The organism is Arthrobacter sp. Y3224055 (assembly GCF_059090825.1).
In genome coordinates this window covers 836,657-852,460 of the sequence record NZ_JBNHGB010000001.1, presented here as the reverse complement: position 1 = coordinate 852,460, position 15,804 = coordinate 836,657, and the positions used below count along the sequence as shown (strand labels likewise).

At 67.9% G+C, this 15,804-nt stretch carries 17 protein-coding genes and 1 tRNA gene; 8 read left to right on the top strand and 10 right to left on the bottom strand.

Translation table 11 applies throughout. The annotated features are described in order from the left end of the window. Positions 1-19: 19 nt before the first annotated feature. The gene (locus AC5RTY_RS04110; protein WP_494013572.1) at positions 20-376 is read right to left on the bottom strand and encodes a metal-sensitive transcriptional regulator; all 357 of its coding nucleotides are present in this window, start codon (positions 374-376) and stop codon (positions 20-22) included. 79 nt (positions 377-455) lie between these two features. Then, positions 456-1,961, bottom strand: a complete 1,506-nt coding sequence (locus tag AC5RTY_RS04105; RefSeq protein WP_494074579.1) for an MFS transporter — start codon at positions 1,959-1,961, stop codon at positions 456-458. Positions 1,962-2,065: 104 nt separating this feature from the next. Between AC5RTY_RS04105 and AC5RTY_RS04100 the strand changes: the two genes are divergently transcribed. From AC5RTY_RS04100 to AC5RTY_RS04090, 3 genes are all read left to right on the top strand, one after another. After that, a complete protein-coding gene (locus tag AC5RTY_RS04100; RefSeq protein ID WP_494001080.1) occupies positions 2,066-2,605 on the top strand; it encodes a TetR/AcrR family transcriptional regulator in 540 nt (179 codons plus the stop codon). Between the two features lie 71 nt (positions 2,606-2,676). Next, the gene (locus tag AC5RTY_RS04095) at positions 2,677-3,156 is read left to right on the top strand and encodes a DUF4190 domain-containing protein (protein ID WP_494076575.1); all 480 of its coding nucleotides are present in this window, start codon (positions 2,677-2,679) and stop codon (positions 3,154-3,156) included. A 264-nt stretch (positions 3,157-3,420) separates the two neighbouring features. After that, positions 3,421-4,734: an MFS transporter gene (locus tag AC5RTY_RS04090; RefSeq protein ID WP_494076640.1), complete on the top strand. Its 1,314-nt coding sequence runs from the start codon at positions 3,421-3,423 to the stop codon at positions 4,732-4,734. 68 nt (positions 4,735-4,802) lie between these two features. Here the strand turns inward: AC5RTY_RS04090 and AC5RTY_RS04085 are convergent, their stop codons facing one another. Together AC5RTY_RS04085 and AC5RTY_RS04080 are read right to left on the bottom strand one after the other, a co-directional pair. Next, a complete protein-coding gene (locus AC5RTY_RS04085; protein WP_494001077.1) occupies positions 4,803-5,243 on the bottom strand; it encodes an arsenate-mycothiol transferase ArsC in 441 nt (146 codons plus the stop codon). A gap of 221 nt (positions 5,244-5,464) precedes the next feature. After that, positions 5,465-5,920 (bottom strand): VOC family protein, encoded by a 456-nt coding sequence (locus tag AC5RTY_RS04080; protein WP_494024105.1) that lies wholly within the window; start codon positions 5,918-5,920, stop codon positions 5,465-5,467. 213 nt (positions 5,921-6,133) lie between these two features. Between AC5RTY_RS04080 and AC5RTY_RS04075 the strand changes: the two genes are divergently transcribed. The 3 genes from AC5RTY_RS04075 (at position 6,134) to AC5RTY_RS04065 (ending at position 8,103) form a co-directional block, all read left to right on the top strand. Beyond that, positions 6,134-6,337: a hypothetical protein gene (locus tag AC5RTY_RS04075; protein ID WP_494001075.1), complete on the top strand. Its 204-nt coding sequence runs from the start codon at positions 6,134-6,136 to the stop codon at positions 6,335-6,337. A 108-nt stretch (positions 6,338-6,445) separates the two neighbouring features. Continuing rightward, positions 6,446-6,880: a universal stress protein gene (locus tag AC5RTY_RS04070; protein ID WP_494001074.1), complete on the top strand. Its 435-nt coding sequence runs from the start codon at positions 6,446-6,448 to the stop codon at positions 6,878-6,880. 62 nt (positions 6,881-6,942) lie between these two features. Further along, positions 6,943-8,103: an aminotransferase class I/II-fold pyridoxal phosphate-dependent enzyme gene (locus AC5RTY_RS04065; protein ID WP_494139166.1), complete on the top strand. Its 1,161-nt coding sequence runs from the start codon at positions 6,943-6,945 to the stop codon at positions 8,101-8,103. Between the two features lie 49 nt (positions 8,104-8,152). On the opposite strand, the gene AC5RTY_RS04060 is transcribed toward AC5RTY_RS04065, so the two are convergent. Further along, positions 8,153-8,893, bottom strand: a complete 741-nt coding sequence (locus AC5RTY_RS04060) for an alpha/beta fold hydrolase (protein ID WP_494139012.1) — start codon at positions 8,891-8,893, stop codon at positions 8,153-8,155. A gap of 73 nt (positions 8,894-8,966) precedes the next feature. Between AC5RTY_RS04060 and AC5RTY_RS04055 the strand changes: the two genes are divergently transcribed. Further along, positions 8,967-9,665: a helix-turn-helix transcriptional regulator gene (locus AC5RTY_RS04055; protein WP_494139011.1), complete on the top strand. Its 699-nt coding sequence runs from the start codon at positions 8,967-8,969 to the stop codon at positions 9,663-9,665. Between the two features lie 91 nt (positions 9,666-9,756). Here AC5RTY_RS04055 and AC5RTY_RS04050 read toward each other — a convergent pair whose 3' ends face one another. Then, complete coding sequence (locus AC5RTY_RS04050; RefSeq protein ID WP_494139010.1) at positions 9,757-10,239, bottom strand: pyrimidine dimer DNA glycosylase/endonuclease V; 483 nt, start codon at positions 10,237-10,239, stop codon at positions 9,757-9,759. 123 nt (positions 10,240-10,362) lie between these two features. Between AC5RTY_RS04050 and rlmN the strand changes: the two genes are divergently transcribed. Continuing rightward, on the top strand, positions 10,363-11,580 hold the full coding sequence (gene rlmN / locus AC5RTY_RS04045) for a dual-specificity RNA methyltransferase RlmN (RefSeq protein ID WP_494139009.1): 1,218 nt from the start codon (positions 10,363-10,365) through the stop codon (positions 11,578-11,580). Between the two features lie 50 nt (positions 11,581-11,630). Here rlmN and AC5RTY_RS04040 read toward each other — a convergent pair whose 3' ends face one another. The 4 genes from AC5RTY_RS04040 to AC5RTY_RS04025 form a co-directional block, all read right to left on the bottom strand. Beyond that, a complete protein-coding gene (locus tag AC5RTY_RS04040) occupies positions 11,631-12,422 on the bottom strand; it encodes a maleylpyruvate isomerase family mycothiol-dependent enzyme (protein ID WP_494001069.1) in 792 nt (263 codons plus the stop codon). A 134-nt stretch (positions 12,423-12,556) separates the two neighbouring features. Continuing rightward, complete coding sequence (locus AC5RTY_RS04035; RefSeq protein WP_494139008.1) at positions 12,557-12,994, bottom strand: acyl-CoA thioesterase; 438 nt, start codon at positions 12,992-12,994, stop codon at positions 12,557-12,559. 73 nt (positions 12,995-13,067) lie between these two features. Further along, on the bottom strand, positions 13,068-15,332 hold the full coding sequence (gene betT / locus AC5RTY_RS04030; RefSeq protein ID WP_494139007.1) for a choline BCCT transporter BetT: 2,265 nt from the start codon (positions 15,330-15,332) through the stop codon (positions 13,068-13,070). Between the two features lie 370 nt (positions 15,333-15,702). Continuing rightward, positions 15,703-15,776, bottom strand: a tRNA-Val gene (locus AC5RTY_RS04025). Positions 15,777-15,804 lie beyond the last annotated feature (28 nt).

Sequence of the window (15,804 nt, the reverse complement as noted above, 5' to 3'; positions counted from 1 at the left end):
GTTGGGTTCGCGGGGAAGGTCAGCGCAGCAGCCGGCCGATGGCGTCCGAGGCTTCCTTGACCTTGTCCTCGACGATTTGCGGGTCGCCGCTGAGTTCGGATTCCTTAGCGGCGCCGATGACGCAGTGTCCGATGTGGTCTTCGAGCAGGCCAACGCTCACCGCGTGCAGGGCCTTGTTGACCGCGGCGACCTGGGTCAGGATGTCGATGCAGTACTTGTCGTCCTCCACCATGCGGGCGATGCCGCGGACCTGGCCCTCAACGCGCTTGAGCCGGCGCAGGTACGCTTCCTTGTCCGACGTGTAGGCGTGCCCGATGTGCTCGTCGGCGGGGGAGGTGACGGTTTCGGTTTCCGCAGGCAGTGCTGTGTGGCTCATGGCTTCCTCAATCGGTGGGCTATGCCACTAAGCTATACCCCCTAGGGGTATCACGCAAGGGCGCCGGCCGCGCCCCGAGTCACTGGTGCTGCGGGACGCGCAGCGTTCGGAAGGCGAGCCAGGCTGCCGCGACCATGAGAACCGCGGCCAGTCCGGCGGTGACGGTCACGCCGCTGTCGAAAGCATGGACCGCGGAATCCAGCAGGGCGGCCCCGGTGCGTTCGGGCAGCTGCCCGGCAACGGTGATGGCGCCGCCGAGGGTCTCGCCGGCGGCTTGCTGCTGTTCGGCGTCCAGCCCGGCGGGCAGGGCGATGTTCCGTCGGTAGGCACCGACCAGGATGCTGCCGAGCACGGCGGTCCCGAAGACAGAGCCCACTTCGTAGGCCGTCTCCGACACGGCGGAGGCGGCGCCGGCCTTGGCCGCGGGGACGCTGGACAAAATGAGGTCGTTCGAGAGCGTCTCGGAGGCGCCGACCCCGGCGCCGAGCAGCGCGAAGGCCGCCATCAGGGTCACCGCCGGGGCGTCCGGGGACGACGCCACCAGGGCGTAGGCCGCCGCGGACAGCAACAGGGCGCAGGCCACCAGCCGGTGCGGGGCAATCCGGCGCACCAGCGGCACCGCGAGCAGGCCGGCCGTTATGGTGACCGCCAGGCCGGGCAGCAGTACCAGGCCGGCCCGCAGCGGGCTGAGGCCGAGGACCAACTGGAGATGCTGGGAGACGAAGTACAGGAAGCCGACCAGGGAGAACACGGCCAACAGGTTGACCAGCACGGCGCCGGTGAAGGGGCGGTGGCGGAATAGCCGGACATCCAGCATCGGGTTCGCGCGGACCAGCTGGCGGCGGACGAACAGCCAGCCGGCCAGGATGCCGAGGGTGAACGTTGCTGCCGCAAGGGCGGGATTTCCGCCGCCGGCCAGCTGCTTGATGGCGTAGACCACGGGGAGCAGGGCGGCGACGGAGAGCAGGATGCTGGCCGCGTCGATAGGACCGGGCTCGGGATCGCGCGACTCGGGCACGAACGCCGGCGTCAGCACCAGCATGGGCAGCAGCATGGGGACCGCGAGCAGAAAGACCGAACCCCACCAGAAGTGCTCCAGCAGCAGGCCGCCCAGCAGCGGGCCGAGGGCGGCGCCGGCGGAGAAGCCGGCGGCCCAGATGGCGATCGCCAGGCGCCGCTGCGCCCGGTCCGTGAAGATGTTCCGGATCAGGGACAGGGTGGCCGGCATCAGCATGGCCCCGAAGATGCCCAGGCCGGCGCGTGCGGCAACCAGCAGTTCGGCGCTGGGGGAGAACGCGGCCAGCGCGGACAGTGCGGCGAAACCGGCCGCGCCGATCATCAGCATCCGGCGCCTGCCAAACCGGTCGCCCAGGCTGCCCATGGCCACCAGCAGGCCGGCAAGTACCAGGGGGTAGATGTCGATGATCCACAGGAGGGTGGTGCCGCTGGTGCTGAACGCCAGGGAAATCGCGGGCAGCGCGAAGCTGAGCACCGTGTTGTCGACGGCGACCAGCAGGACCGGAAGCATCAAGACCGCCAGGGCGGTCCATTCTCGGCGCCCGGCGCGCTGGGTGACGGTAAGCATGGTGGGTCTTTCGGAATCGGGGAAGTCGGATCTACTGTACCGTCTGGACGGTTTACCTGCAAAGCGGCAGCTCCGCGGGCGGGGGGGAGTCCTAGGATGGGTGAATGGCCAGTGCGAGAGACCGGATCCTCGACAACTTCGAGGACATCCTGATCAAAGAGGGCGAGCGAGCCGCCACGATGGACGCCGTCGCGGCGGCGGCCGGGGTGTCGAAGGGCGGGCTGCTGTACCACTTTCCGTCCAAGGAGGCGATGGTGGACGCCCTGTGCGAGCGGCTCTCCGCGCTGACCGCCGCCGACGCGGAGCAGATCATCAGTGCCCCGGAAGGAGCGGCCCGCTACTACGTGCGCACGTCCAGGTTCGTCGATTCGCCGCTGGACCGGGCCATCGTGGCCGTGGCGCGCCTGGTCCAGCAAGGCCACCCGTCCGCGGCGAGGACCTTTGCCGGGATCCAGGAACTCTGGCTGGATGCCTTGGAGCAGGCGCTTGGCAGCCGGCCGCTGGCGCAGGCCGTGAAGCTGATCGGCGACGGCCTCTACTACAGCGCAACCTTCTTCTCGCCGGATGCGCAGCAATACCAGTTGGCCGACGGCGAGATGGACGCCTTGCTGGAACAGGTCGACACGCTGGTGGGCCGGGGCTGATCCGCGGCCGCCGGACATAGGGTGTTCGGTGGGGACGATAAATCGTTTACGCACCCGATGAGAGGAACCACATGTCTACTCCCACTGGCCACGGGGAGCATCCCGAGCCCGCGGCTTCCCAGCAGCCGCAGTCCACGCAGGGCGCCTACCCCGCCCACCCGCAACAGGACGCCTACCCCGCCTACCCGCAACAGGGCGCCGGCCAGGCATACCAGCAACCAAACGAGCCTTACGGGTACCCGGGACAGCCCGGTCCCGGGCAACCCGTTCCCGGCAGGACCATGGGGATCGTCGGCTTTATCCTGTCCCTGCTAGGACCGCTGACGGTGGCAGGGCTGATCGTCAGCATCATCGGCATGGTGCAGTCCAAGCGCGCGGGTGCCAAAAACGGCTTTGCGCTCGCCGGCATCATCATCGGCGCCGTGGGCACGGTGCTGTTGATGCTGTTCATCATCATCGCGCTGGCAGGCGTCGGTTACCTCATGGAAGCCTGTGGCGAGCTGGGACCGGGCACGCACGTCGTGGACGGCGTCACCTACACCTGCAGTTAACGCGCCACCTGGCGGGGCCGGGAGCCGGGATGGACGGGCCGAATTTTGCCGTGTCCGTACCTGGGTCTGGTCAGTACACTGGAACGCATGACCGAGCAGGAACCGGGACCTGCCGGGGCCCCGGCTCACCAGGAGGGTGCGGGTCTTACCGCGGGGGCGGCCGGTACTTCGGTGCCGGTCGGGGACGGCGAAGCACCGAACCTCGTCGATCCAGCCGCAGTCGACACGACCCTGCGCAGCCCTGCACAGCGGTACCGCACGTTCATGGGGATCCTGGTGAATACGGCCTTGGCCAACATCACCACCAGCTACCTGTGGTTCGCGTTGACGTTTTGGGTGTACCTGGAGACGCGCAACGTCATCGCCACCGGAGTGATCGGCGGGGCGTACATGCTGCTGATTGCGCTTTCCAGCATCAGCTTCGGCACGTTCGTGGACCGCTACCGCAAGCTGGCCGTGATGCGCTTCGCCGCCGTATTCACCTTGGTGATGTTCCTTCTGTCCGGGGCCATGTTCCTGCTGACCCCCCAGGCCTGGCTGCTGGACCTCGCCCGGCCGTGGTTCTGGGTCTTCTCCCTGATCATTCTGATCGGCGCGGTGGTGGAGAACATGCGCAACATTGCCCTCTCCACCACGGTGACGATCCTCGTCGACCCGGAGCGGCGGGCCAATGCCAACGGGCTGGTGGGCATGGTGCAGGGCCTGGCCTTCATCGTTACGTCGGTGCTATCGGGGCTGTCGGTAGGCCTGCTCGGCATGGGCGGGACGATCGCGGTCGCCCTGGTGCTCACGGCGCTCGCCTTCCTGCACCTGCTCACCCTGCGCATGCCGGAGGAGGTGCGCGCGGCCGCCACGGACGCACGCGGCGGCTTCGACCTGCGCGGTTCCATCGCCGCCGTGCTGGCCATCGCCGGACTGTTCGCGCTGATCCTGTTCTCCACCTTCAACAATTTCATCGGCGGGGTTTACATGGCGCTCATGGATCCCTATGGGCTGGAACTGTTCCCCGTGGAGCTGTGGGGTGCGTACCTCGCGCTCGGCTCCACCGGATTCATCGTGGGCGGCGCGGTGATCGGCAAGTTCGGGCTCGGGCGTAATCCGCTGCGCACCATGCTCGTCGCGGTGATCGTGATGGGGGCCCTCGGCGCGGTGTTCACGCTGCGCGAGTGGGCCTGGCTGTACATTGCCGGGATCTGGCTCTACCTGGCGCTGGTGCCTTTCGTGGAGGCCGCCGAGCAGACGGTCATCCAGCAGGTGGTTCCGCTGCAGCGGCAGGGCAGGGTGTTCGGATTCGCCATGGCCTTCGAATCCGCGGCTGCGCCGATCACCGCGTTCCTGATCGCACCGATCGCGCAACTCTGGATCATCCCGTACGCGCGCTCGGGTGACGGCGCCGCCACCCTCGCACCGCTCCTGGGCGAGGGCACGTCCCGCGGCATCGCCCTGGTGTTCCTAGTGGCCGGGATCGTCATGATCGTGGCCGCCCTGCTGGCCTTCCTGACCCCGGTCTATCGTCGGATCTCGGCCTCGTACGCGGAGGCGGCGAGTGAGGCGCCTGCCGAGGCGCCGGGGACGTGAGCCCGGCCGCGGACAGGCTCCGGCATCCAGTCTGGCGTCCCCGTGCGGGCTCTTCTGCCGTGCGTGCTCTACTGCGCGTCCGGGTGCAGGGCCGGCTGCAGTTCTGACAGCAAGTGCTGGACCCGGTGCTTGATGTCGTCACGGATCGCCCGCACGCCGGCAGCGTCCCGGCCTGCGGGGTCGTCCACGTCCCAGTCTTCATAGCGCCGGCCGGGGACCACCGGGCATTCGTCGCCGGAACCCAACGTGACCACCATCTGCGCCTTGTTGACCGATTCGTGGGTGACCGCCGTGGGACGCACGGCGGACAGGTCGATGCCCTCTTCGGCCATGGCCTCGACGACGGCGGCGTCCAGCCGTCCCCTTGGCCGGGTTCCGGCCGACCGGGCCTCGATGCCGCCCTCGGCGAGCTGGGAGAGGTAGGCGGCGGCCATCTGTGAGCGGCCGGCATCCCGCACGCCCACGAACAGGACGGTCGGGCGGGTGGTGCCCGTTGTTGAGGCTGTCATGGCGGACCTCCGCGTCGATCGGCTCCCGGCCCGCTGCCGGTGCCGGCTGCTTCTCTTCACTGTGCCAGAACTTCGAGCCGACCCATAGGTTCGCCGGGCAAGAAAGCCGAGCGCCGGCAGCGGGAGCCAGCCGCCATCCCCCGGGCACTCCGCGCCCGGGGATAAATCCAGGACATTTTCGGGATGCGGCCGGCCGGCAGGGAAACCGGGCCGCGCGGAAGCTACTGCGCCCCGTCGGCGTTGCCCGCCGCGGCGTTCTGCTCCGCGACTGCCTGCATCGCCTCCGGTGACATGTGCATGATCTCCCAGACGTGTCCGTCCGGGTCCGCAATGGCGGCCCCGTACATGCCCGGCATCTCTTCTTCCGCCGGCCGGTAGATGGTCCCGCCGCCCGACGTCGCGTTGGCCACGAACCGGTCCACCTCCTCGGGCGACTCGGCGCTGAGGGCCACCAGCACTTCCTTGGCATCCGAGCCCAGATGCGGAGTGCCGTTCCGGAGGAACTTGCCGAAATGCTCCTGGGTCAGCAGCATCACCACGATTGTGTCGGAAATGACCACCGACGAGGCATCCGGCGAGGAGAAGTCCTGATTCAGCGTATAACCCAGCCCGGTGTAGAAGTCCGTGGCCTTCTTCAGGTCGCTGACGGGCAAGTTGATGAAAACCATGCGGTCCATTGGCTGTTCCTTCCAGGCGGGCCCGCGGCCGGCGCGGCGCAACGGGAGTGCGGACGAGGTCCACTGTGGCACTCCGGCCGGTACGAGCCAACAACTACCGGCAGAGGTAGTTGTCGCCGCTGCCTGCGGCACCCGCGTGCAGGCCTCCCTTGTCCGCGGGAAACCACACACCTACGGTGGAAGTAGTAGCGGCGAGATACAAGGAGGCGCGAGATGGCGGAATTGCGGATTGAACAGTGGTGGCTGAAGCTGCCAACCGGCCACAAGCAGTGGTTCCGGGAAAACCTGAGGGCAGACGTCGTGGACGCAGATGCGGCGGCGGCGGTCTACGAGGCGGGCGGCCCGGACCTGAAGGAAGCAACGCTGCCGGAAGAAGATTGGGAGTTCATCGAGACCCAGTCGGAGTTCGTGGACTGATAACGACGACGGCGACCCGCGGCTCCCGGCGGATCGCCCACGCGGCGGGTAAGTTGGTGTGAAACGGCCCACGTGGCCGCCAGACGACGTGCTCGAAGGGGTGGCCCGATGGCCGGAATCATCATCGTAGGAGTAGACGGCAGCGATACCGCCATGAAGGCGGCGCGCACCGCGGCTAAACTCGCCGCGTCGATGGGCGCCGAGCTCCGGGTGGTTACCGCCCACGAATCCGATGCGACCGAAGTCGTGGAGATCGGCAACGACAAGTGGTTCATCCACGAGTCGGAGCGGGCCGAGAAGGTAGCCAGGGACGTCGCGGCAGAACTGGGCGCGGAGGGCCTGAGGACCAGCTACACGGCGGTGCTCGGCAAGCCCCAGGACGCGCTGGTGGCAGAGGCGGAACGCGTCAACGCCCGCCTGATCGTGGTCGGCAACGTGGGCATGCAGGGGCTGGGCCGGGTGCTCGGCAGCGTGGCCAGTTCCGTGACCCACAAGGCCGCCTGCGACGTCTACATCGCCAAGACCGCCGGTACCGCCGGCTGATTCTGAGGATCGTGAACGAACTGCAGGTGGCCGGCCGTGCCCAGGTGCCGCCGTTCCAAGTGATGAGCATCCTGGACCGGGTCGCGCAGATGCGCGCTGCCGGCCGGGACGTGGTGTCGTTGTGCGCGGGGGAACCTGCGGGCGGCGCCCCGCGGGCAGTGTCCGAGCGGGCCGCCGAGATCCACGCCTCCGGCCGGCCGCTGACCTACACCAGCGCGCTGGGCATCCAGGAGCTGAGGGCAGCGATCGCGGGCCACTACCGGCGCTGGTACGGGTTGGACGTGGCGGCGGAGGAAGTGGCCGTGACCACGGGGTCATCCGGGGCCTTCATGTTGGCGTTCCTGAGCGCGTTCAATGCGGGCGACCGGGTGGCGCTGGCGCGGCCGGGCTATCCGGCCTACCGGAACATTCTGCGAGCGCTCGGCTGCGAGGTGGTGGAGATCGACTGCGGTCCGGAAGCCCGCTACCAGCCGACGCCGGAACTGCTGGCCGCAGCGGCGGCGGCCCATGGGCCGCTGGCCGGCCTCGTGCTGGCGTCGCCGGCCAACCCCACCGGCACCATGGTGTCGCGGAGCGAGCTCGCCGCGCTCACGGCCTGGTGCGCCGAGCATGGGGTTCGCCTGGTCAGCGACGAAATCTACCAGGGCATCACGTATCCGGCCGATCCCACGGAACCGGATGCCCGCGGAACCTGCGCCTGGGAACTGGACCGCACCGCCGTCGTTATTTCTTCCTTCTCCAAGTACTGGGGGATGACGGGGTGGCGGCTGGGCTGGGCGCTGATGCCGCGCGACCTCGCGCCGGCCTTCGATGCGCTCGCCGGAAACGTGGCGCTGTGCCCGCCGGCCCCGGCCCAGCTGGCGGCACTGGCGGCGTTCGAGGCGGACTCCTACAGGGAGGCGGAGGCCGCGGTGGCCGCGTTCGCCGAGGTGCGCGCCCTGTTGCTGCAGAACCTGAGCCGGCTCGAGTGGGGGAGCGCGGCACCGGCGGACGGGGCCTTTTACCTGTACGCCGACCTCGGGCGGCAGTTGGAGGGCTTCGCCGACTCGGCCGAATACTGCCGGGCGCTTCTGGAGGAAGAGGGCGTGGCACTGGTCCCCGGCGCCGACTTCGATGCCGTCAACGGCACGCGCTCCGTCCGGCTGTCCTTTGCCGCCGGTGCCGACGCCGTGGCCACGGCCATCGAGCGCATTGTGCGCTTCCAGGAGCGCCGGGGCCGCTAGCTGTATTGACCGAACACGTTGGCCGACCCCTTCAGGTTGTACGTGCAGTTCAGTTGGTTCGAGAAGCCGCTGACCGGATGGCCGTGGCGAGGTCGCGGGGACGGCTCCACATAGGCCAGTGCCCCGTCGGGAGGTCAAGGACGTCGAGGTGCTCGATGTTCGCGACTTCGGCAAACATGGCATGGCCTGCGCGGGCCAGTTCCAGCACCTGCGCGCTCGGGATCGAGCAGCACACCAGGGTGGTCCGGACCTTGCGGCGGGCATCGTTCGTGAGCTCGACGGGCTGACGAAGCACGGGTCCGGGCTCCGGGACGGCCCGGGCCTGAAAACGCTCGAGGACCTCGGGGCTCAGGCCTTCGAGGCTCGCCTGCTGTGCGAGCACGTCGAGGGGCGGCAGCGGAAGCTCCTTCAACTCCTCCGGGAGGTCCGGGGCGAAGGCGCTTCCCGTCGCCACGGGGCCGGAGTCGACCCACACCACTCGATGGACAAGCTCAGGGCGCCGGTCGAGGACGAGGCTGACGGGGGCGTTCGCCCCGCTGTGGGCGACGAGAGTTGCGGGCTGATCCTTGGAGACCCCGAGTTCAGTGAAGACGTCCAGGACCGCCGTGGCTTGATCGTCGAGAGTCTTCGCCGCACGCTCGGGATCGTCCCCGTCGAGACCGGGCAGCGTCATCGCGATTGCGCGGGAGCGGTCGGCCGTCAGGTGTTCAAGGACTTCATCCCACGCCCAAGCGCCCAGCCAGTGGCCGGCGATGAGAATGATGGTCGGAGTGCTCGTAGTAGTTGTCATGGCACTACCCTCGCAGGCGCTACGGACAAGGGTATGTCACTATTTATGTCATGATTTTGTCGGCGTCTGAACGGTGAAGCGAGTCGAGCGGCTCCATGCCCTGTCCGAGATGTTGCGCCGCAGCGGCGCACGGGGGGTTTCCGCCGACCGGTTGGCAAGAGAGTTCGCGGTATCCGTGCGCACTATTAAGAGAGACCTCGATGCGTTGGAGAACAGCGGTGCGCCTGTATGGTCTCGCCCGGGTCCCGGCGGTGGCTACGGATTGGCTACAGGCGCGTCGCTGCCGCCCGTCAGCCTGTCCCCGGCGCAGGCCGTGGCGCTTATGGCAGCCGTGTCCGCTGCACCCGATGCCCCCTACGCCGATCTGGCAGCAGCAGGTATCCAGAAGATCCTGGACGTCCTCGATCCCAAAACCCGGGCACGGGCCGACGAGCTGGCCGACCGCGTCTGGGTCAACGCGCTTCCCTCCTCGTCGCGCTCCATCAAGTCGGCACTGGAGGAGGCGATGGCCGAGCAGCGGGTGATCCGCATCCGCTACACCTCGAAAGACGAGACCACGACCACCCGCGACGTTGAGCCGGTGCTGTTCGCCTCCACGAACGGCCAGTGGTACCTGGTCGGGTGGTGCCGGCTGCGCAACGCCATGCGATGGTTTACCGTGTCACGCATCGAGCGGGCCAGCGTAACCAAGACGGCTTGCAGCGGCCATACCATCCACGAGGTCGGAGAACCCCCGGCAAACGCCAGGCCGGTGCACGGTCGGGGCGATTGAGTCACTCAATTAACCACTCCGCTCGATACAACTGGCCTCCGACTCGGCCATGTCCGGGCCGGCCGCGTTCACGCGGGCGGGCCGGAAGGCGTCACACCGGCCGTTCCCAATCCTCCACCGGTCCCTCGACCGTGGTGAACAGCGGATGCGGGTCGGGGACCCGGCCGGGGCTTTGCCGCTCCAGCCCCTGGTTCAGGACCACGGCGTGGGCCGGGTCCCGCACCGCGATTTTGGCGATCAGATGCCGCAGTTCGAAGCTGAGCTGTTCCGAATGGACCGGCAGGCGAGGCTGCCGCTGCCTTGCGGCGGCACCGGCCGCCGAGGTTCCCGGGCACCGGATCAGGCTGGTGTTGAACGCATATCCGCGGGCCGCAGCCTCGGCCGCCAGCCCCTCCAGATAGGCGCCGATGGCTGCCATCGGGTCCTCCGCGGCACGGAACCGCTGCAGTTGCGGGTGGTTGCGGTAGCCCTTGGTTTCGCCTGCGAGAACCTTTTGCGCCAGCAGGGCCTCCCGCCAGCAGGCCACCAGGCCCCTCCGGTCGAGCAGCCGGGGGTGCAGGCTCCATATCCGCATTGGACCAGAATAAGCACAGCTCGCCCGTCCGGGGCGGCGGCCGAGCGGCCGGCAGCAGCCGTGACCCCGGCCCGCCGGCGGCGGAGGGAGAACTATATCGTGCCTGTGAGACAATAGGTGGCAATGTCTTCGCAGATTTCTTCCCCCCAAAAAACTTCCGACCGGCCCCAGGTGCGTCCCGCCGCCGAGGGCTGGAACCAGGCCGTCACCAGCGAGGGCCGTCCGCTGCTGCAGTTCAAGTCCCCGCGGGTCACGCAGCCGCCGGTCCACCTGGCCGACATGACGCTGGCCGAGCGGCAGGACAAGATGAAGGAGCTGGGACTGCCGGCGTTCCGGGCCAAGCAGCTGTCCACGCACTACTTCCAGCACTACACCACCGACCCCGAGCGCATGAGCGACCTGCCCAAGGAGCGGCGCGCGGAACTGGCCGAGGCCTTTTTCCCCACCCTCCTCACCGAGGTCAAGCGCCTGACCACCGACAACGGTGACACGATCAAGTTCCTCTGGCGGCTCTTCGACGGCTCGCTGGTCGAATCGGTCCTGATGCGCTACCCGGGCCGGGTCACGCTCTGCGTGTCCAGCCAGTGCGGCTGCGGCATGAACTGCCCGTTCTGCGCCACCGGCCAGGCCGGCCTGACCCGCAACATGTCCACCGCGGAAATCCTGGACCAGATCGTTCAGGCCAACCGGGTCATCGCCGAGGGCGGCCTCGGCGGCAAGCGCAAGGACGCCGGCCCCGACGCGGGCCGGGTTACCAACATCGTCTTCATGGGCATGGGCGAGCCGCTGGCCAACTACAAGCGCGTGATGAATGCCGTGCACCGCATGGTGGACGAGGCGCCCGAGGGCCTGGGGATGAGCGCCCGCGGCATCACCGTCTCCACCGTGGGCCTGGTCCCGGCGATCAACAAACTCGCCGACGAGAACCTCCCCTTCACCTTCGCGCTCAGCCTGCACGCCCCGGACGACGAGCTGCGCGACGAGCTGATCCCGGTGAACTCCCGCTGGAAGGTCGACGAGGCGCTGGACGCGGCCTACGGCTACTACCAGCGCACCGGCCGGCGCGTCTCCATCGAGTACGCGCTGATCAAGGACATGAACGACCACGCGTGGCGGGCCGACCTGCTGGCCAAGAAGCTCAACAAACGCGGCCGCGGCTGGGTGCACGTCAACCCCATCCCGCTGAACCCCACCCCGGGCTCCATCTGGACCTCGTCCGACCCGGACGTCACCCGCGAGTTCGTGGCCCGGCTCAACGACGCCGGCGTCCCCACCACGCTGCGCGACACCCGCGGCAAGGAGATCGACGGCGCCTGCGGCCAGCTGGCGGCGACGGAGTAACCCCTCACAAACAACGACGGCGGCGGGCCGGGTCCTCGGACCCGGCCCGCCTACTGCATCCCTTCGGATTGAGCCTCGCGGAGCGCGGCCAGGCTGGTGGGGTCGCCCGTCGTGTCCGGTTCCGGGGCGCGGCCCCACAACCAGCGATAGATAGCTTCCGCAGACCCGCTGACCCTTGCCCCGACCGCGCCGCCGGACGTGAGAACGACGCCGGGCTTGTCGTAGGACGTTCCGGATTCACCCCTGCCTCTCCAGCGGCCGGGCTGCAGACGCCAGACGGAGGCATTGTCGGAGGCTGCCAGTTCAACCACATCCGCCACCGGCGTGAACTCGAAGCCGGGCAGGGTTCCCCACCAGGCCCACATCACCTCCACTGCATGGGCAATCCCGTCGGCGGCCATATGGGGATCGACCGGTGCTGAGTCTGCTCCGGTGGTGAGCTCGGCGTCGATGCGGTGCATCGTGGCCTCGTGAGCCTGCATGCGCCGAATGGAACCCACCGTTTTGGCCGGCTCCAGCCAAAACCATGCCGGATCACTGTCGCGGCGTTTGTGGAGTTCGGCGAGAAGATCGGCCGTGTGCTGCCCGAACAAGCCCAGTACGGCGCCACGGCTGCCGGGATGCTGCGGTTCCTGCGCCTCGAGGCGTTCGGAGTCGGCATCCGTCTGGGCCTCGTCGCGAAGTATTGCCGCCCAAAACGCATGCACCGTGGTCAGGTGCCACAACAGATCGTCCGAGGTCCACCCGGGGCACGTCGGCACCGCCGCATGCGGATCGCTGTTCCGCAGGGTGTCAATGAAGCGGTCCGACTCGTCGGCGATGACGTGCATGTAATCGGTCATGGCCGTCATTGTTCCACCGCATGCGGGGAACGAACAGGCCCGGATCCCCGCTGCCGGTTGTCCTCCACAGATGCGCGTTCGCTGCACCCGTCCGGAACTGTGCACCCGCGTTCCTTGTGCCGGTGCACCCGGCCTTAAGGGCTGCTGTCGGGTACCGAGTCCAGGTGCTGCCGGGGAACTCGGTCGCGGGTGTACGTGATCTCGGTGAAGCCGTGCGGTGCGGGCTGGCCGTCCTCGCCCAAATTCACGAACACGATCTTCTCGATGGTCAGGATCGATTGGCGCGTGAACATGTTCCGCACCTCGGCCCGCATCGTCAGGGACGTCCGGCCGAAATGCGTGGCCTTCAGGCCCATCTCGATCAGATCGCCCTGGCGGGCCGAGCTGACGAAGTTGATCTCCGACATGTACTTGGTCACTGCCTTGCCGTTGCCCAGCTGGACGATGGCGTAGATGGCCGCCTGCTCGTCGATCCACCGCAGCAAGCTGCCGCCAAAAAGGGTGCCGTTGGCGTTAAGGTCTTCGGGACGCACCCACTTGCGGGTATGGAAGGAAATGTCGTCGGTGCCCATGCAACGACTGTATCGGAACGGGGCCGGCGGCTCGTCGGGAGTCAATGGGCCGCCGAGACGCCGGCCGGCGCTCCTAGGATTCGTCGAGCTTCTCGACGTCGTCGGCCTTCTTGGGCACGTGCGGAATCGACTCGGTCGTCGGCGGCACCACGGGGGTGAGGACGGAGGCGTAGGCGTGTTCGCTGGAGTACTTGAGGAACGCCAGGTGCGCCTCGTACCGGTCGAGGACGTCGTTGATGACCTGTTGCTGGGTCAAACCCATGAGGTCGTAGCCCTCGCTGCCGGTCTGGGTGAACACCTCGAGCCGGTAGTACGTGTCGATCTCGCGGGGCATGCTGCGGCCGCCGAAGGTCGGAACGGGGGCCTCGACCGCGGCCACTTGGTAGTGGAAGTCGCGGTGGTCGTCCATATTCACCACGAGGATGTGCTCGTCGATGCCGGTCTTCGGGTTCGGCGTCGTCGTCATCTCTGCCTCGTAGCCGAGTTCGGTGAATTCCTTGGCGACGTCCTGCAGCGCCGGCTGCACGACCCGCTCGGCGAACTGTGCCACGGCCTTGTTCGACGGGTAGGACCGCAGCCGCGCCAGGCGCTGCCGCCAGGTCTTCTCCGGTATCTGCCCGCCATGGGCGGCAGCAGTGCGCCGTCGCAGCACCTGCCCCTCGCGCTCGGCCCGTTCCATCCTGAGCACCTTCGAGAAGGAGGCCATCACCAGATACGCGATGACGGTCACCGGCAACGCGAAGATCAGGGTTGCGTATTCCATGGTTGTCACGCCGCCGGCCACCAGCATGGCCACCGTGAGGAACGCGGTGACCAGGGCCCAGAAGATGCGCAGCCACTTGGCGCCGTCCATCGCCGGATCGGGGATCATGGAGGAGAAGTTCGACATCACCATCGCACCGGAATTGGCGCTGGTGAGGTAGAACAGCAGACCCGAGAGGGTGGCCAGACCGATCAGGAACGGGGCGCCCGGGAACATTTCCAGCAGCGCATACCACCCGTGCTCGGGGCTGTTGATGGCCTCCTGGGCAAACTCGGTATTGCCGGCGAGCACCTCGCTCATGGCGCTGTTGCCGAAGATTGAGACGATGAAGAAGTCGCAGAGGACCGGGGCGGTGATGGCCGCGATGACGAATTCCCGCAGGGTCCGGCCGCGCGAGATCCGTGCCAGGAAGAGGCCGACGAACGGGCCCCAGGCCAGCCAGAAGGCCCAGAAGAAGAGGGTCCAGCCGGCCATCCATGCCGAACCGTCCTCCTCGTAGGCCAGGGTCTGCAGGGTGCGCTCCGGCAGCGAGAAGATGAAGCGGCCGATGTTCTCGACCATGGCGTTCAGCAGGAACGAGGTCTTGCCCGTGACCAGGATGTAGAGCATCATCGCTCCGGCCGCCCACAGGTTCAGTTCGGAGATCCACCGGATCCCCTTGTCGACGCCGGAGGTACAGGCCGCCACGGTCATGACGACGGCGACGAGCACCAGGGCAATCTGCAGGGCCAGGCCCTCCGGCAGGCCGAACAACCAGCTGAAGCCGACGTTGAGCAGGACGACGCCGATGCCCATCGACGTGGCGACGCCGAAGACGGTGCCGACCAAGGCGAAAATGTCGATGACGTCGCCGGTCGCCCCGCGCACGCGCTTACCCAGCAGCGGGTAGAGCGCGGCCCTGATGGACAGCGGCATGCCCCAGCGGTAGGCGAAATACCCCATCGCCATGCCGAGAAGGGCATACATCGACCAGCCGGCCACCCCGTAGTGGAACATGGTCCAGACGACGGCGTCCTGCGCGGCTTCCGCCGATTCGGGCGCGGCGGTGGGAGGGTTGATGTATTGCGTGATCGGGCCGGTGACGGAGTAGAAGAGCATGTCGATGCCCACGCCGGCGGCGAAGAGCATGGCGACCCAGGTGAAGAGGTTGTACTGGGGGCGCGAGTGGTCGGGGCCGAGCCTAACGCTGCCTTCCTTGGAGAGGGCCACCCACAGGACGAAAAGAATGACCAGGGTGACGGTCAGGACGTAGAACCAGCCCAGGTTGGTGGCGATCCAGCCGACCATGGTGTGCATCGTGCCGGCCGCGTTGCCCGGGGCCATGATGGCCCAGATCGAGAACGCGAGGACGATCGCCGACGAGATGATGAAAACCCGCCAGTTGACCCGGGGGCCGCGGTTCTCGGTGAGTTCGGCGGGTCCCTTGCTCAGTTCCGTGCTCGATATGGGCGGGCGCTTGGCCTCGGAATCGGCATCGGCGGGCTTGCGCCGTTCCGCCACGCCGAAGCGACTGCGTTCGACGAGTGGTTTCAGCGCCTCATTGTTCGAGATGCTGTCGTCTTCGGCGTTAGCCATCGGATTCTCCTTCTCTCGCGGGCGGCGCCTGCCGCTTATGTCAGCGGCACGTCGCCCAAAAAACCGTGGCGGTGAACAGCGTAGACCTCCCAAGCCTGTCCGTGCCCACCTGCGGGGGAGCAATTTTTCCGGGCCCCGCCTCCGTCTCCCCGCCCGGACGCCGCTGGGGACAAACCCGCGGCGCGGCTCCGCCATGCGGTGCTCCTGGCCGCGCGCTGCTGCCCGCCGTTGGTCGGCGGCCGGGCTGCTGCCCGTGGTCGTTCGGGTCCGTCTTCGGGCGCTGCCAGCTGGTTCCGGGCTGCGCTCCGGCAGGGGAGTAGGCCAAAAAAGTGGGACCCCGGCCTGAAACAGGCAAGGGTCCCACTAGTAGTTGCGGGGGTAGGATTTGAACCTACGACCTCCGGGTTGTGAACCCGGCGAGCTGCCGAACTGCTCCACCCTGCGGCGTTTCTGACTGTAGACCCCCCAGTGG

Coding starts and splice junctions, on each gene's coding strand:
- AC5RTY_RS04110 (WP_494013572.1), bottom strand. CDS start 376: ATGAGCCACACAGCACTGCCTGCGGAAACCGAAACCGTCACCTCCCCC.
- AC5RTY_RS04105 (WP_494074579.1), bottom strand. CDS start 1,961: ATGCTTACCGTCACCCAGCGCGCCGGGCGCCGAGAATGGACCGCCCTG.
- AC5RTY_RS04100 (WP_494001080.1), top strand. CDS start 2,066: ATGGCCAGTGCGAGAGACCGGATCCTCGACAACTTCGAGGACATCCTG.
- AC5RTY_RS04095 (WP_494076575.1), top strand. CDS start 2,677: ATGTCTACTCCCACTGGCCACGGGGAGCATCCCGAGCCCGCGGCTTCC.
- AC5RTY_RS04090 (WP_494076640.1), top strand. CDS start 3,421: ATGGGGATCCTGGTGAATACGGCCTTGGCCAACATCACCACCAGCTAC.
- AC5RTY_RS04085 (WP_494001077.1), bottom strand. CDS start 5,243: ATGACAGCCTCAACAACGGGCACCACCCGCCCGACCGTCCTGTTCGTG.
- AC5RTY_RS04080 (WP_494024105.1), bottom strand. CDS start 5,920: ATGGACCGCATGGTTTTCATCAACTTGCCCGTCAGCGACCTGAAGAAG.
- AC5RTY_RS04075 (WP_494001075.1), top strand. CDS start 6,134: ATGGCGGAATTGCGGATTGAACAGTGGTGGCTGAAGCTGCCAACCGGC.
- AC5RTY_RS04070 (WP_494001074.1), top strand. CDS start 6,446: ATGGCCGGAATCATCATCGTAGGAGTAGACGGCAGCGATACCGCCATG.
- AC5RTY_RS04065 (WP_494139166.1), top strand. CDS start 6,943: ATGAGCATCCTGGACCGGGTCGCGCAGATGCGCGCTGCCGGCCGGGAC.
- AC5RTY_RS04060 (WP_494139012.1), bottom strand. CDS start 8,893: ATGACAACTACTACGAGCACTCCGACCATCATTCTCATCGCCGGCCAC.
- AC5RTY_RS04050 (WP_494139010.1), bottom strand. CDS start 10,239: ATGCGGATATGGAGCCTGCACCCCCGGCTGCTCGACCGGAGGGGCCTG.
- rlmN (WP_494139009.1), top strand. CDS start 10,363: ATGTCTTCGCAGATTTCTTCCCCCCAAAAAACTTCCGACCGGCCCCAG.
- AC5RTY_RS04040 (WP_494001069.1), bottom strand. CDS start 12,422: ATGACCGATTACATGCACGTCATCGCCGACGAGTCGGACCGCTTCATT.
- AC5RTY_RS04035 (WP_494139008.1), bottom strand. CDS start 12,994: ATGGGCACCGACGACATTTCCTTCCATACCCGCAAGTGGGTGCGTCCC.
- betT (WP_494139007.1), bottom strand. CDS start 15,332: ATGGCTAACGCCGAAGACGACAGCATCTCGAACAATGAGGCGCTGAAA.